The organism is Paraburkholderia sp. BL17N1 (assembly GCF_003634175.1).
Taxonomy (GTDB): Bacteria; Pseudomonadota; Gammaproteobacteria; order Burkholderiales; family Burkholderiaceae; genus Paraburkholderia.
The window spans coordinates 1,284,282-1,299,019 of sequence record NZ_RBIW01000001.1 but is presented as its reverse complement, the minus strand read 5'-3'; the positions used below and the strand labels follow the sequence as shown (position 1 = coordinate 1,299,019).

At 62.2% G+C, this 14,738-nt stretch carries 13 protein-coding genes and 1 tRNA gene; 8 read left to right on the top strand and 6 right to left on the bottom strand.

Annotated elements, in window-relative coordinates; translation table 11 throughout:
• Nucleotides 1-20: 20 nt before the first annotated feature.
• A tRNA-Lys gene (locus B0G82_RS05645) sits at nucleotides 21-96 on the bottom strand.
• A 203-nt stretch (nucleotides 97-299) separates the two neighbouring features.
• Here B0G82_RS05645 and B0G82_RS05640 point away from each other — a divergent pair.
• Nucleotides 300-704, top strand: coding sequence for a PaaI family thioesterase (locus tag B0G82_RS05640; RefSeq protein ID WP_121306893.1), 405 nt, complete (start codon nucleotides 300-302; stop codon nucleotides 702-704).
• Nucleotides 705-740: 36 nt separating this feature from the next.
• On the top strand, nucleotides 741-1,619 hold the full coding sequence (locus B0G82_RS05635; RefSeq protein WP_116118652.1) for a patatin-like phospholipase family protein: 879 nt from the start codon (nucleotides 741-743) through the stop codon (nucleotides 1,617-1,619).
• A gap of 95 nt (nucleotides 1,620-1,714) precedes the next feature.
• Here the strand turns inward: B0G82_RS05635 and B0G82_RS05630 are convergent, their stop codons facing one another.
• A complete protein-coding gene (locus B0G82_RS05630) occupies nucleotides 1,715-2,728 on the bottom strand; it encodes a D-2-hydroxyacid dehydrogenase family protein (protein ID WP_106283965.1) in 1,014 nt (337 codons plus the stop codon).
• A gap of 376 nt (nucleotides 2,729-3,104) precedes the next feature.
• Between B0G82_RS05630 and B0G82_RS05625 the strand changes: the two genes are divergently transcribed.
• Entirely contained in the window at nucleotides 3,105-4,961 is a 1,857-nt protein-coding gene (locus B0G82_RS05625; protein WP_121306892.1) for a phosphoenolpyruvate carboxykinase (GTP), read from the top strand.
• 46 nt (nucleotides 4,962-5,007) lie between these two features.
• On the opposite strand, the gene B0G82_RS39350 is transcribed toward B0G82_RS05625, so the two are convergent.
• Nucleotides 5,008-5,238, bottom strand: a complete 231-nt coding sequence (locus B0G82_RS39350; RefSeq protein ID WP_147439449.1) for a hypothetical protein — start codon at nucleotides 5,236-5,238, stop codon at nucleotides 5,008-5,010.
• Nucleotides 5,239-5,297: 59 nt separating this feature from the next.
• Between B0G82_RS39350 and B0G82_RS05620 the strand changes: the two genes are divergently transcribed.
• The gene (locus B0G82_RS05620) at nucleotides 5,298-6,401 is read left to right on the top strand and encodes a LysR family transcriptional regulator (protein WP_121306891.1); all 1,104 of its coding nucleotides are present in this window, start codon (nucleotides 5,298-5,300) and stop codon (nucleotides 6,399-6,401) included.
• A 161-nt stretch (nucleotides 6,402-6,562) separates the two neighbouring features.
• Here B0G82_RS05620 and B0G82_RS05615 read toward each other — a convergent pair whose 3' ends face one another.
• From B0G82_RS05615 to dprA, 3 genes are all read right to left on the bottom strand, one after another.
• The gene (locus tag B0G82_RS05615) at nucleotides 6,563-9,232 is read right to left on the bottom strand and encodes a DNA topoisomerase III (RefSeq protein ID WP_116143388.1); all 2,670 of its coding nucleotides are present in this window, start codon (nucleotides 9,230-9,232) and stop codon (nucleotides 6,563-6,565) included.
• 250 nt (nucleotides 9,233-9,482) lie between these two features.
• Complete coding sequence (locus tag B0G82_RS05610; RefSeq protein WP_106283961.1) at nucleotides 9,483-9,860, bottom strand: thioredoxin family protein; 378 nt, start codon at nucleotides 9,858-9,860, stop codon at nucleotides 9,483-9,485.
• A gap of 68 nt (nucleotides 9,861-9,928) precedes the next feature.
• Complete coding sequence (dprA, locus tag B0G82_RS05605; RefSeq protein ID WP_121308620.1) at nucleotides 9,929-11,224, bottom strand: DNA-processing protein DprA; 1,296 nt, start codon at nucleotides 11,222-11,224, stop codon at nucleotides 9,929-9,931.
• Nucleotides 11,225-11,465: 241 nt separating this feature from the next.
• Here dprA and def point away from each other — a divergent pair, with 241 nt between their 5' ends.
• From def to htpX, 4 genes are all read left to right on the top strand, one after another.
• A complete protein-coding gene (gene def, locus B0G82_RS05600; RefSeq protein ID WP_106283999.1) occupies nucleotides 11,466-11,969 on the top strand; it encodes a peptide deformylase in 504 nt (167 codons plus the stop codon).
• A gap of 31 nt (nucleotides 11,970-12,000) precedes the next feature.
• Nucleotides 12,001-12,990: a methionyl-tRNA formyltransferase gene (gene fmt / locus B0G82_RS05595; protein ID WP_121306890.1), complete on the top strand. Its 990-nt coding sequence runs from the start codon at nucleotides 12,001-12,003 to the stop codon at nucleotides 12,988-12,990.
• 114 nt (nucleotides 12,991-13,104) lie between these two features.
• The gene (locus tag B0G82_RS05590) at nucleotides 13,105-13,749 is read left to right on the top strand and encodes a LysE family translocator (RefSeq protein ID WP_121306889.1); all 645 of its coding nucleotides are present in this window, start codon (nucleotides 13,105-13,107) and stop codon (nucleotides 13,747-13,749) included.
• Between the two features lie 103 nt (nucleotides 13,750-13,852).
• Nucleotides 13,853-14,710, top strand: a complete 858-nt coding sequence (gene htpX / locus B0G82_RS05585) for a zinc metalloprotease HtpX (protein ID WP_012431382.1) — start codon at nucleotides 13,853-13,855, stop codon at nucleotides 14,708-14,710.
• Nucleotides 14,711-14,738: the final 28 nt, after the last annotated feature.

Below are 14,738 nucleotides of genomic sequence, written 5' to 3'. Positions count from 1 at the left end.
GCTTTTTGCTTTGAATTCTTTGGTGGGGCGTGAGTGACTCGAACACTCGACCTACGGATTAAGAGTCCGCTGCTCTACCAACTGAGCTAACGCCCCCAACAGAAGCGAAATTATGCAGAAATTTTTCGGGCTTGCCAAGTCCCCTTCGCAGATTTCTTAAAAATAATTGCATCCCAGAGCCCGAGGCGTTCGTCCATGGCCGCACTGTCGCGAAAAAGGCGCGCCCTGCATCGTCCCGGTATCATGTCGCGGACGCCTTGCCGCACGAAGCCTCGCGCGGCCTTCGACCGGGGATTGCCATGGATGACAAAGAGATTAACGAATTGCTCGACCGCATCCTCGCGCCGTGGGTCCGTGCGCTCACGCTGACGCCGGTCAAGGTCGATGAAGAAGCTGCCACACTGCGCCTACCGTTTTCCGGCGGGCTGCGTCATTCGGGCGGCGTGATCTGCGGGCAAGTGTTTATGGCCGCGGCGGACACAGCGATGATCGTCGCCATTTCGGCCGCGCTCGGCGGTTTCAAGCCTATGACCACGGTCTCGCTCAATATCAATTTCATGCGCGCGGTGCGCAAGGGCGACGTGCTGATCACCGCCCGGGTGCTGCGCATGGGCCGCAATCTGGTGTTCGGCGAAGTCGAGTTATTCGACGAATCCGGCAACATGGCCGTTCACGCCACCACCACCTACGCGCTGCTCGACTGATACAGGCCAGAGAGCCGCATTAGAGGAAAAACCAGGATGTTCGATCAGGTCGTATTCGCCGGCGGCGGCAATCGCTGCTGGTGGCAGGCGGGTTTCTGGGATGTGATCCAGCCGGAGTTGCGGATCCGACCGCGTGTCATCACTGGTATTTCGGCCGGCGCCGCGACTGCGTGCATGCTCTACACGCGCGATTCCGACTGGGTCATGCGCTATTACGAAGAGGCGCTGCGCCACAACACCCGCAACGCCTACTGGGGCAATCTGCTGCGCGGCGAGTCGGTGTTTCCGCATTACCGCATCTACCGTCAGGCGCTGCTGGACATCTACGGCGAGAAGTTTTCGACACTCGCCGATGCGCCGGAAATCCGCATCGGCGTATCGCATCTGCCGCGCTGGCTCGGCGCGCGCAGCGCGGTCGCGGCCGGCCTGATCGCGTACAACATCGAAAAATACGTGCGCAAGACGTTGCATCCGACACTTGGTCAGACGCTCGGCTTTCATCCGGAATTCGTGCGCGCACAGGATTGCGCGAGCGTCGAGGATCTGGCGGATCTGATTTTGCAGTCATCGAGCACGCCGCCGTTCACGCCGGTTTTGCGACGCAACGGCCGGCCGGTGCTGGATGGCGGGATGGTCGACAACGTGCCCGTCGGCGCGCTCGACGCCGAGGCGCCGGGCAACGTGCTGGTGATGGTCACCCGCCTCTATCCGCGCCCGCAAATGTTCGTCGTGCCGCACGGCGTGCAGCAGCGGCTTTACGTACAACCGTCGCGCAAGGTGCCGATCTCGAGCTGGGATTACACCAGTCCGTCACAGATGATCCACGCGTACAACCTCGGCCGTGCCGACGGCGAGACCTTCCTCGAACGTGTTCCCGATCTATTGGAAGCCGGCGCGCACGAAGCGGTACGGTGAATTGAGCGGTAGCCGCGGCGCGAAGCCAAACGGCGATGAGCGCGTCGCACGAATTCGCACGGCGCGCTTATCGCCCCAAAAAACGCAGTGGTTTTTTAACGCCGACGGCCGCCCTGCAAGGCTTCCGGATTCGCCACGCTGCTCGTATCGCCGGCGTCGAAAGCCAGAATGTTCTTGAATGCGGCGGTGAAATACTGCTCGTAGCTTTCGCGCTCCACATAGCCGATGTGCGGCGTGCAAATCACGTTTTCCATGCGCAGCAGGCTGTAGCCCTGCAGAATCGGCTCGCTTTCGTAGACGTCGATCGCGACCATGCCCGGACGGTTGTGCGATAGCGCATTCACCAGCGCGTTGTCGTCGAGCAACTCGGCCCGGCTCGTGTTCACGAGCAGCGCGGTCGGCTTCATCCGCATCAGGTCTTCCTGTTTGACGATGCCGCGCGTGTCGTCGTGCATGCGCAAATGCAGCGACAGCACGTCGCTCTGCTCGAACAGCGCCTCGCGGCTCTCCGCGACACTGTACCCGTCAGCGCGAGCGGCTTCGCGCGAATGCTCGCGGCCCCAGATCAACACGTTCATGCCGAATGCCTTGCCATAACCGGCCACCAGCCTGCCGATCTTGCCGTAACCCCAGATCCCCAGCGTCTGGCCACGCAATACCTGGCCCAAACCGAAGTTCGGCGGCAGCGCCGACGTCTTCAGGCCGGACTGCTGCCAGGCTCCTTGCTTAAGGTTTGCTACGTATTGCGGAATCCGCCTTTGGGCGGCCATGATGAGAGCCCACGTCAACTCGGCAGGCGCGAACGGTGAGCCGGTGCCTTCCAGCACGGCAATGCCGCGCTCGGTACACGCGTTCAGATCGATGTGGCTGGAAACCTTGCCGGTCTGACTGATCATGCGCAAACGCGGCAATTTATCGAGGAGTTGCGAGCTGATGCGGGTGCGTTCGCGAATCAGGACGAGCGCGTCGACTTCCGAAAGACGGCTTGCCAACTGGCCGAGACCGCGAACGGTGTTGTTGAAGACCTTGACCTCATGGTCGGCCAGCAATTGAAAGCAGTCGAGCTTGCGCACGGCGTCCTGATAATCGTCGAGGATGGCAATCTTCATGGTATGTGTCTTACGACGCACCTTGGTGGTGCGGAACGGAGTGTTATGCTGACTGTCCCACCATGTGACCTAGGTCACATGCCGGTCTGGCTGAATGCCTTACCGTAGTAGCTACCGCACAGAATGGCAGCGCCACGGCAAGGCCGATTGACATCGTTTTTAACAGTTTGTTGCGTGTTGAGGCAAGCCGCTTTACAGACGGTTGCAGAAGCCCGTCGGCCGGTGCCTCCGCTCACAGGCTGTGTGGCCCGGAACGATCTGCACAATTGCGCGTCGGGTGGCAGGCACCCGGCGTGAAGAATTGAATGCCTCTCGCATGCAGCGTCTCTGGGCTTGTACCGTTTTTTCTATTGTTTTTCAAAACGGAGACAAGTCGATGAACCACCCCTCATTCGAAGGACAGCCTACTATCGAGGCGCCCGCGTGGGTCAAACACCGAAAGCTGCTCGACTGGGTCCAGCGCGTTGCCGCCAGGACCAAGCCGGACAGGGTCGTCTGGTGTGACGGTTCGCAGGAAGAATACGACCGGCTTTGTGCACAGATGGTCGAAGCAGGCACACTCAAGAAGCTCAATCCCGCCAAACGCCCCAATTCTTATTTGGCATGGTCCGACCCGTCCGATGTGGCGCGCGTCGAAGATCGCACCTTCATCTGCTCGCAGCGTCGCGAAGACGCGGGCCCCACCAATAATTGGATCGCACCGGCCGAAATGCGCTCGACGCTCGACGGCCTGTTCGAAGGTTCCATGCGCGGCCGCACGATGTATGTCGTGCCGTTTTCGATGGGCCCGCTCGGCTCGCCGATCGCGCACATCGGCGTTGAATTGAGCGACAGCCCGTACGTGGTCACTAACATGCGCATCATGACGCGCATGGGCCGCAAGGTTTACGACGTGCTGGGCGAAGACGGCGAGTTTGTGCCGTGCGTCCATTCGGTCGGCGCGCCGCTAGTGGCCGGCGCGAAAGACGTGCCGTGGCCGTGCAACGAAACCAAATACATCGTCCATTTCCCTGAATCGCGCGAAATCTGGAGCTATGGTTCGGGCTACGGCGGCAACGCGCTGCTAGGCAAGAAGTGTTTCGCGCTGCGCATCGCCTCGACCATGGGCCGCGACGAAGGCTGGCTCGCCGAACATATGCTGATTCTCGGCGTGACCTCGCCGGAAGGCCGCAAGCATCATGTCGCGGCGGCGTTTCCGTCGGCGTGCGGCAAGACCAACTTTGCAATGCTGATTCCGCCGGAAGGCTTGAACGGCTGGAAAATCTCCACGATCGGCGACGATATCGCCTGGATCAAACCGGGCAAGGACGGCCGGCTGTACGCGATCAATCCGGAAGCCGGCTACTTCGGCGTGGCGCCCGGCACGAGCGAGAAGACCAACTTCAACGCGATGGCCACGTTGAAGGAAAACGTGATCTTTACGAACGTCGCGCTCACCGACGACGGCGACGTCTGGTGGGAAGGCATGACGGACGACGCGCCCGCGCACCTGATCGACTGGCAAGGCAAGGACTGGACACCCGCCAGTGCAAAGGAAAGCGGCCGCAAGGCGGCGCATCCGAACGCGCGCTTTACGGCGCCGGCCTCGCAATGCCCGTCCATCGACCCCGACTGGGAAAATCCGGCGGGCGTCGCGATCGACGCGTTCATCTTCGGCGGCCGTCGCTCTACCACCGTGCCGCTCGTCACCGAAGCGCGCAACTGGGTGGAAGGCGTCTACATGGCCGCGACCATGGGCTCCGAAACGACCGCCGCCGCAGCCGGTCAGCAGGGCGTGGTGCGCCGCGACCCATTCGCGATGCTGCCGTTCTGCGGCTACAACATGAGCGACTACTTCGGTCACTGGCTGAAAACCGGCGAGCGTCTGGAGCAACTGAACGCGAAGCTGCCGAAAATCTTCTGCGTCAACTGGTTCCGCAAGGGCGCCGACGGCAAGTTCGTATGGCCGGGCTTCGGCGAGAACATGCGGGTGCTGAGCTGGATGGTCGGCCGGATCGAAGGCTCGGCTCACGGTGAGGAACATGCGTTCGGCGTGTCGCCGCACTACGAGGACCTCGACTGGAGCGGGCTGAATTTCAGCCGCGAGCAGTTCGAGCAGGTCATTTCCGTCGACGACGCAGCCTGGCGCGCGGAATTCGCGCTGCACGCCGAGCTGTTTGACACATTGCAGCAAGGTCTGCCACCCGCGCTGACGGAGGCCAAACGCGCACTCGAAGAGAAGCTCGCCGCCTGATTAGGTGAGTGTTCACCTTGAACGGAACCGCCTTCGGGCGGTTTTTTTATTGCCGCCCGTCCGCATGACGAGCTTCCTGGTTTTGCCACGCCGACGGCCATTCCGTCTGTTCGAACAAAAATGGCAGTTCAAGCTGCACCGCAGCAGATTGTTTCCTTTTCAGGAACAATTCCTGATCGTGCCCCACACTGGGGAGCACAGTCGCACAAATATTGACAATATTTCCGCTTTCGCGGGCAACTTCTGCACGATTCCGCGAGTCGTAGGAGAATTCCAAGTTCGCTTCGCTGGTTTTCCCCGATTGTCAGGAAGCTGTAACACGGCAGGAGTTGTCCTATGGATCATTTGCAGTCGATGCGAGTTTTCGTCAGAGTGGCGGATCTCGGCAGTTTTGCCCGCGCTGCGAGCGCGATGGATATTTCCAACGCAGTTGCGACCCGGCACGTTGCGGACCTCGAAGGCCGTCTAGGTACGCGGCTGCTCAATCGCACCACCCGCAGCTTGTCTCTGACCGAATCAGGTCAGGTTTATCTTGAGCGCGCGCGCCAGATTCTCGACGAACTGGAAGATGTCGAGCAGATGGTGGTCGCGCGCAATCACGAACCCGTCGGCACGTTGCGAATCGTCGCGCCGGTCGTGTTCGGATTGCACAATCTGGCACCCGTGCTCCAGACGTACGCGGAGCGTTATCCGAAAGTCATTCCCGATGTCACGCTGGTCGACCGTCAGGTGGATCTGGTCGAAGAAGGCTTCGACGTGGGCGTGGTGATCGCGCGGCAAATGCGCAGCGCAAGTATCGTCACTCGGCGTCTCACCACCGGTTGCATGACGGTGTGCGCCACGCCGGCTTATCTCGAGAAGCACGGCATGCCTACGCGTCCGGAGCATCTGCTCGAGCATCCGTGCCTGAGCCTGCCGTCCGAATATTGGGGCGACGAGCGCGTGTTCACCGGCCCGGAAGGCGAAGTGCGCGTGCGTCCGGCGAACGTGATCGTCGCGAACAATACGGAAATGCTGCGTCAGTTTGCGTTGCTCGGCATGGGCATCGCGATCCTGCCGAGCTATCTGATCGGCCGCGACATGACGCGTGGCCGCCTTGTGCGTCTGCTCGGCGATTACCGGTTGCCGCAGGTCGAGATCAACATTGCGTATCCGAGCCGCCGTCACTTGCCGGCCAAGGTGCGTACGTTTATCGACCATCTGGTTGAGCATTTCAGCCAGACGCCGAATAGTCTGCTTGGTGAACAGTGGATCAAGGAGGACGGCCTCGGCCGGGCCGCCACGACGACGGCGCTCGATTCCGCGGACGCCATGCCGCCGGAAGCGTTCGACGGCGCTGAACCGCTCTCACGCCTGCTGGACAGCGAGTTATCGCCGCTGCCGAAGACGCTGGCCAAGGCGACGCCTCGCACCCGGCCCACGGCTTTGTCGCCGCTGTAAGTCGCGAATCGGGCGAGCCTGTAAAGCCGCTGATAAGCGCTTTCGGCCGGACAAACGAAAAGGCGCGGTCACGTTATGTGATCGCGCCTTTTTTCATTGCAAGCTCAAATTAGGCGAGCCGGAAGCGAATCCTCTTCCGGCCTTCCCGCGACCAGTTCGACTTACGAGCCGGTTTTGCGCGCCACCGCTTTCTTGGCGGGTGCTTTCTTGGCCGCAGCGGTCTTGGTCGCCGGCGCTTTTTTCGCCGCCGTCTTCTTGGCTGCCGGCGCGGCCTTCACGGCCACTGACACTTCGTCGTCCTCCGACTCCGCTTCCGGGGCAGCCTTCGCAGCCGACTTCGCCGCTGCGGTCTTCGCGGCAGTCTTCGCCGACGGCTCCTTCTTCTCGAACTCGAAACCGATCTTGCCGTCGTTCTGCTTGACGAGGAACGCCTTGAAGTTGCGGCCGGTACGCGACGACTTGAAGTTCGTCAGCAGATCCGTGCGGCCTTCTTCGAGCAGCTTGGCCATCTGTTCGCGAGCAATTTCTTGCTGCAGGATCACCTTGCCCGAACGGAAGTCACAAGTCTTCGGATTGGCGACCGAGTTTTCGCAGACGTAGCTCATGCCGTGCTCGAACACGCGGCCCTTGCATTTCGGGCACGCGCCCACCGGTTGCTGATCGGAGAAGTCAGGCGGTTCGCCGTCTTCGCCGCCCGCATCCTGGCCGAAGTCGAATTCCAGCTTGTAGTTCTTGATCTCGTCATCGAACGACAGCTTCAGGATCGCCGAGAAGGGGCGGCCCATCTTGCTGCGGAAACCCGAAAGCGGACCGATCGTCTTGTTCTGCAGCAGTTCTTCGACTTCCGGAATTTCGAACTGACGTCCGCCCGGAATTTTCGAAATCGAGAACTCGCATTTCGAGCAGGCAAAGCGTCGGTAGTTTTCCTTCACCTGACCGCCGCAATTCGGACAAGGCGTCTGCAACGTCGCGTAATCGCCCGGGATCGTGTCGGAATCGTACTCTTTCGCGCGCTTGACGATGGTCTGCGTCATGCGGGCGATTTCCTGCATGAACGCGTCGCGCGGCAGGTTGCCGCGTTCCATTTGCGAGAGCTTGTACTCCCACTCGCCGGTGAGTTCGGGCGCCGTCAGTTCCTTCACGCCTAGACCGCGCAGCAGCGTCATAAGTTGGAAAGCCTTGGCGGTCGGAATCAGATCGCGGCCTTCGCGGATCAGATACTTTTCACCCAGCAGACCTTCGATGATCGCCGCGCGCGTGGCCGGCGTGCCGAGCCCCTTGGCCGCCATGGCTTCGCGCAGTTCGTCGTCTTCGACGAGCTTGCCCGCGCCTTCCATGGCCGACAGCAAGGTTGCTTCGTTGTAGCGTGCGGGCGGTTTCGTCACCAGCTGCTGGGCGGCGATCTTGTCGGTCTTGACCTTTTCGTCTTTCTGCACCGGCACGAGGTTCGCGTCTTCGCCGCTGATCTCGCGGCCGTAGACTTGCAGCCAGCCGGGCTCGACCAGCACCTTGCCTTCAGTCTTGAAGTGATGGCCGACCACTTCCGTGATCCGCGTCGTCACCTTGTATTCTGCTGCCGGGAAAAACACCGCGAGGAAGCGCTTCACGACGAGGTCGTAGAGCTTCTGTTCGGGTTCCGACAGATTCTTCGGCGCCTGCAGGGTCGGGATGATTGCGAAGTGGTCGCTGATCTTCGAGTTGTCGAAGATGCGCTTGTTCGGCTTCACCCAGCCCTTGTCGAGCACCTGCTTGGCATACGGCAGATAGTTGTTGCTCTCCTTGAGCATGCCAAGCGTCTCTTTGACCGTATCCAGGTAGTCTTCCGGCAGCGCGCGCGCGTCGGTACGGGGATAGGTCAGCACCTTGTGCTTTTCGTACAGTGCCTGGGCGAGGCCCAAGGTGTTCTTCGCCGAGAAGCCGAAGCGGCCGTTGGCCTCACGCTGCAAGCTGGTCAAATCGAACAGCGCCGGCGACAGTTGCGTGGACGGCTTCGATTCTTCCGTCACCGTGCCGATCTGGCCACGGCAGGCGGCGACGATCGTTTCGGCCGCGGGCAGCGCCCACAGACGCGAATCGCGTTTTTCCGGATCGAACTCGTCGCGCTTGAATTTTGGATCGAACCAGCGGCCTTCGTAGAAACCGGCCGCGCAGACGAACTCCGCTTTCACTTCCCAATAGTCGCGCGGCACGAAGCGGCGAATCTTCTCTTCGCGCTCGACCACGATCGACAGCGTGGGCGTCTGCACCCGCCCGACCGTGGTCAGGAAGAAGCCGCCGCCTTTGCTGTTGAACGCGGTCATGGCCCGCGTACCGTTGATGCCGACCAGCCAGTCCGCTTCCGAGCGGCAACGCGCCGCATCGGCGAGCGGCTGCATCTCTTCGTCGCTGCGCAGGCGGGCGAAGCCGTCGCGGATCGAGCCCGCCGTCATGGATTGCAGCCACAGGCGCTGCACCGGCTGCTTGGCTTTCGCGTGCTGCGCGATCAGGCGGAAAATCAGCTCGCCCTCGCGCCCCGCGTCGCATGCGTTGATCAGACGGTCTACATCTTTGCGCTTGAGCAGTTTGGTCAGCACCTTCAGGCGCGACTCGCTCTTGGCGATCGGGTTCAGATCGAAGTGCGGCGGAATGACGGGCAGATTGGCGAAACTCCACTTGCCGCGTTTGACTTCGTAGTCTTCAGGCGCGGCAATTTCCAGCAGATGGCCGACTGCCGAGGAAAGGACGTACTCGTCGCTCTCGTAGTATTCGTCATGCTTGGTAAATCCGCCCAAAGCGCGCGCGATGTCGTTCGCGACGGAAGGCTTTTCGGCGATGATCAGTGCTTTGGACATGACTCGATGTGAGGTTGGTAGATCAGGGTTGATGGCCGTGAGTGCGCTTCTGTTAGCGCTACCCTCGTTTGCGACCTTTGCGACCCATTAACGACCGCTTTATAGCACACGGCGCGCGACCGGCGTGTCAAGTGCCATAAAAAGCGCGAATTCATAATCGCGTGCTCAGGCATTGGGCAAGCCGGCGCCAACGCCTTATACATCGCACGCAACGCCCGGGCCGCCGGGCTTGCAAGCTGGCCAGCCTGAATCAGGCAACCGCCAGCGCGGGCCGCAGTTTCGGCGCACCGCTCACGCCGGGCACGGCCGTCAGATCAGACAACATCCGTTCCACAATCGCCGCTTGCGGCAAAACTGTGCCGAAGAATCGCGTCGTAACCGAATCTTCGATCAGGATGGTCGGAAAGTTCTCCACATCCAGATCCTCGAATCGGTCCGCATGCGTCTCTATATCGATCCATGCGAAACAGATGTCCGGGTGCCGGTCGGCCAGCTTGTCAAAAGCGTCCTGATACTCGCGGCAGGTCCCGCACCATTCCGCGCAGAGGCAGGCCACGAACAGCGTTTCGGGTTCGTTGACGCGCTCGGCGATCCGGTCTTGGTCGGTGTCGAGGTTTAGCGCGGGCATCTTGGTTCCTTGCGTACTTTTGTCAGGTGCTTTGGCGCGAATGTAGCATGGCCGATCGTGAATGGTGGTCAACTCTGATCAATGCCGCGTTGGCCGTGGCTTGCCCGCATGAAGCGGCCGCCGGGCAGCATGGTCACCTGGCCGGCGAGTTCCATTTGCAGCAAGGCAGTTTGCAGGTCCGCGTCCTCCATCTCGGTACGGGTAGCGAGAATTTCAAGCGTGGTGGGCGAATGGCCGAGCGCGGCGAGGAGGCGCTGTGCTTCGGGATTGGCCGGTGGGCAGGGCGGGGCGGCGGCCAATGCTGCTTCTCCTGAGTCAGCCGGAGACGCTTCTGTCGGCTGAAGCGCTGCCGGGTCCGCTCGATCCACGTCCGCGGCGCTGCGCGCGGGTCTGTTTCCCAAGTCGGCGCGGCTCCAGAAGGTGGCGTGCGCCGAACTTGAACCCGAACCCGCTTGCGGAGCCGCCCGCCGCGCGAAACCCAGTTCCTCCAGCACTTCGTCCGGCGTTTCCACCAGCTTCGCGCCTTGCTTGATGATCCGATGACACCCGCGCGACAGTGGCGCGTGAATCGAACCCGGCAACGCGAAGATATCGCGTCCCATCTCGTTGGCGAGCCGCGCCGTGATCAGCGAACCGGAGCGCATCGCCGCTTCGACGATCACCACGCCGCTGACGAGGCCGGCGATCAGACGGTTACGCTGCGGAAAATTGGCGGCGCGCGCGGGCGTGCCGAGCGGCCATTCGGAGAGAATCGCGCCCTGCACCGCGATCTGCCGCGCGAGCGCGTGATGCGCGGCCGGATACACGAGGTCCGCGCCGGTACCGATTACGGCCACCGTGCCACCGATACCTTCCAGGCCGCCCCGATGCGCGGCGCCGTCGATACCGAGCGCGAGCCCGGAGACGACGGTCACACCGGCCACCGACAGCTCGCGCGCGAATCGCTCCGCGTCTTCGACGCCTTGCGGCGTCGCGCTGCGACTCCCGACAAGGGCGACCGCCCGCGTGTGCAGCAGGTTCAACCGGCCCTTTATATATAGCAGCGGCGGCGGATCGGGCATGGTCAGCAGTGCCGGCGGATAAGCGGGGTCGTCGAGCGTCACGACCTGATTGCCGGGTTGCTCGCGCCACGCGATCACCGCGTCCAGTTGGGCGTCGAAATCGGGGCCTGTTGGAGCCAGCGCTGCGCGTGCCGCGGCCTCGCCGGCAATCTCGGCGAGCGCCTCGGGTGCTTGCCCGAATATCGCTTCAGGCAACCCGAACGCGCCGAGCAATAAGCGCAGCGCTCCGGGTTTCAGACCCGGCGCGAGCGCAAGCCGCAGCCAGGCGGCAAGTTCGATATGGGTTGCAGGCAAAGTGTGCATTGCGGGTCGATCCTCCTGCAGGGCCAGCGGGCAGGCGGGCGCCATGCTAAAATTTTCATCATCCGAAATAACCGCAGCGCCGCGCCCACCCGCGCGGGCTCGTCGTCTGGCGCCGTGGCGCGTTGAATCGAACCGGTTCGACACCATCTATCCTCTGCGCAACGCGACGGGCTCACAACCTGGCCGAAAGGCCAACGAACCTTCAACGGGTCGGCGGCGCCCGAAAATCACACTCGAGATCATGGCTTTACTCAACATCCTCAATTACCCGGACAAACGGCTGCACAAGATCGCCAAGCCGGTCGAAGTGGTCAACGACCGCATCCGCCGCCTCGTCAAGGACATGGCCGAAACCATGTACGCCGCCCCGGGCGTCGGCCTTGCCGCGACCCAGGTGGACGTGCACGAGCGGGTGATCACGATCGACGTGTCGGACGACCACAACGAACTGCTCGCCTTCATCAACCCCGAAATCATCTGGTCGAGCGACGAAAGAAAGCTGTCCGAAGAGGGCTGCCTCTCGGTGCCGGGCATTTACGACAACGTCGAGCGTGCGGAGAAAGTGCGCGTGCGGGCGCTCAACGAGAAGGGCGAAACCTTCGAGATGGACTGCGAAGGCCTGCTTGCGGTGTGCATCCAGCACGAAATGGATCACCTGATGGGCCGCGTGTTCGTCGAGTACCTGTCGTCGCTGAAGCAGACGCGCATCAAGAGCAAGATGAAGAAGCTCGCCCACGCGATGTAATGCGCGTTCACCTCGCCTACCGCCCCCGTTCATGAGTCATTCGTTGCGCGTCATCTTTGCCGGTACGCCGGAGTTTGCCGCGGCCGCGCTGGCCGCGATTCACCGCGCCGGGTTCCATGTACCGCTCGTGTTGACCCAGCCGGACCGGCCCGCCGGGCGCGGCATGAAGTTGCAGGCGAGTCCGGTCAAGCGCTACGCGCAGGAGCACGGACTGGCCGTCGCCCAGCCGCCTTCGCTGCGTCGCGCCGGCAAATATCCGGCTGAAGCCGCTGCCGCGATCGACCAACTACGCGCTACGCCGCACGATGTCATGGTGGTCGCCGCATACGGCCTGATCCTGCCGCAGGAAGTGCTCGATATCCCGCCGCTCGGCTGCATCAACATTCATGCGTCGTTGTTGCCGCGCTGGCGTGGCGCGGCGCCGATTCATCGCGCGATCGAAGCGGGCGACGCCGAAACCGGCATCACGCTGATGCAGATGGATGTCGGCCTCGACACGGGCGCGATGATCTCCGAAGCACGCACCGCGATTTCCGCCGACGACACCACGGCCACGTTGCACGACCGTCTCGCGCAGGACGGCGCGAAGCTGATCGTCGAAGCGCTGATCGAACTCGAGCGCACCGGCAAACTGGCGGCAACGCCGCAACCCGCGGAAGGCGTGACCTACGCGGAAAAGATCGGCAAACACGAAGCCGCGCTCGACTGGCGCCGCCCGGCGGACGTGCTCGCGCGCCAGGTGCGTGCGTTCGATCCGTTCCCCGGCGGTGTAGCCACGCTTGAAGACGGCTCGTCCATCAAAATCTGGGCCGCTGTTGCAATCGACGGCGCAGCCGCCAGCCACGCGCCCGGCACGATCACCGACGTCTCCCCCGAAGGCGTAGTCGTAGCCTGTGGCGAAGGCGCGCTGCGTCTCACGCAATTGCAGAAACCCGGTGGCAAACGCCTGCCGGTGCGCGAATTTCTGGCTGGCTCGACGCTGGCTGCGGGGCAGCGCTTTCAACTTCCCGAAGCAAAGTAACACCGCTGCGTATGTCCTGAACATCGTCCATTCGGCCGATGTTCGAGACCCCGCAGGACAGGCCTGCCGCGCGTAGAATCCTTCATGTAACGGCCCCGGATTTTGAGGATTCACATGTTCGGCATTACCCATTTCGAGTTTTTCGTCGTCGCGGTCTTCCTTCTAAACGTGACGCCCGGTCCCGATACGGCTTATATCGTCGGGCGCAGCGTCGCTCAAGGCCGCGGCGCGGGTCTCATGTCGGCGCTCGGCATTTCCGCCGGCTGCTGCGTTCACTCGCTGGCCTGCGCGTTCGGCTTGACCGCGTTGCTGGCTGCATCGGCCACCGCATTTACGGTCATCAAGTTCGTCGGCGCTATTTATCTGATGTATCTCGGCGTGCGTTTGCTCTTCGCCAAGCCGGCTGTCGCCGATGACGCTGCGGGCGAAGCGCGCGCGGCCGGCGCGCCCAGGTCGCTGCGCCAGCTTTTCCTGCAAGGCTTCTGGACTAACGTGCTGAACCCGAAGGTCGTGCTGTTTTTCGTGTCGTTCTTCCCGCAATTCGTGACGACCGGCACCGATCACAAAGCGCTCGCTTTCCTCACACTGGGTGCGGTGTTCGTCATGATGAGCATGGTCTGGAACAGTTTTGTCGCGTGGATCGCAGGCAGTGTGACGCGGCGTTTCTCTGGCCGGGCGTCGGTGAAGAAGTGGTTGGATCGTGGAGTCGGCAGCGCTTTTATCGGCCTGGGTATCAAGCTCGCCACTGCGTCAAGATGATTGAATTTTCCTGACGCGCCCATATCTAACATTTAGCTTACAATCGGGCGCCGCGATCACGCGGCGCAGATATGAACCCGCGTTAGGGCAAGGAGTTGCAGACATGTTCAATTGGGTCAAAACCGCGATGTTGATGGCCGCGATCACGGCCCTTTTCATCGTGATCGGCGGGATGATCGGCGGGTCGCGCGGCATGACGATCGCGCTCGTGATCGCCCTTGGGATGAATTTCTTTTCGTACTGGTTCTCGGACAAGATGGTCCTGCGCATGTACAACGCGCAGGAAGTCGACGAAACCAGTGCGCCGCAGTTTTACCGCATGGTGCGTGAACTCTCCACACGCGCCGGCCTGCCCATGCCGCGCGTGTACCTGATCAACGAAGACGCGCCGAATGCGTTCGCCACCGGCCGCAATCCGGAACATGCGGCGGTCGCCGCCACCACCGGCATTCTGCGCGTGCTGTCCGAGCGCGAAATGCGCGGGGTCATGGCGCACGAACTCTCGCACGTGAAGCATCGCGACATTTTGATTTCGACCATTTCGGCCACCATGGCCGGCGCGATTTCCGCGCTGGCGAACTTCGCGATGTTCTTCGGCAGCCGCGACGAAAACGGCCGTTCCACGAACCCGATCGCGGGCATCGCCGTCGCGCTGCTGGCGCCGATTGCCGGTGCGCTGATTCAGATGGCGATTTCGCGCGCACGTGAATTCGAAGCCGATCGCGGCGGCGCGCAGATTTCCGGCGACCCGCAGGCGCTCGCTTCGGCGCTCGACAAGATCCATCGTTACGCGAGCGGAATTCCGTTTCCGACAGCCGAGCAGCATCCGGCCACCGCGCAGATGATGATCATGAATCCCCTGTCGGGCGGCGGCATCGCGAATCTGTTCTCTACGCACCCGGCCACCGAGGAACGCATCGCGCGTTTGATGGAAATGGCGCGCACGGGGCGCTTCGAATAACGCTGCGCCTTCCTTGCGCGGTGTAGGA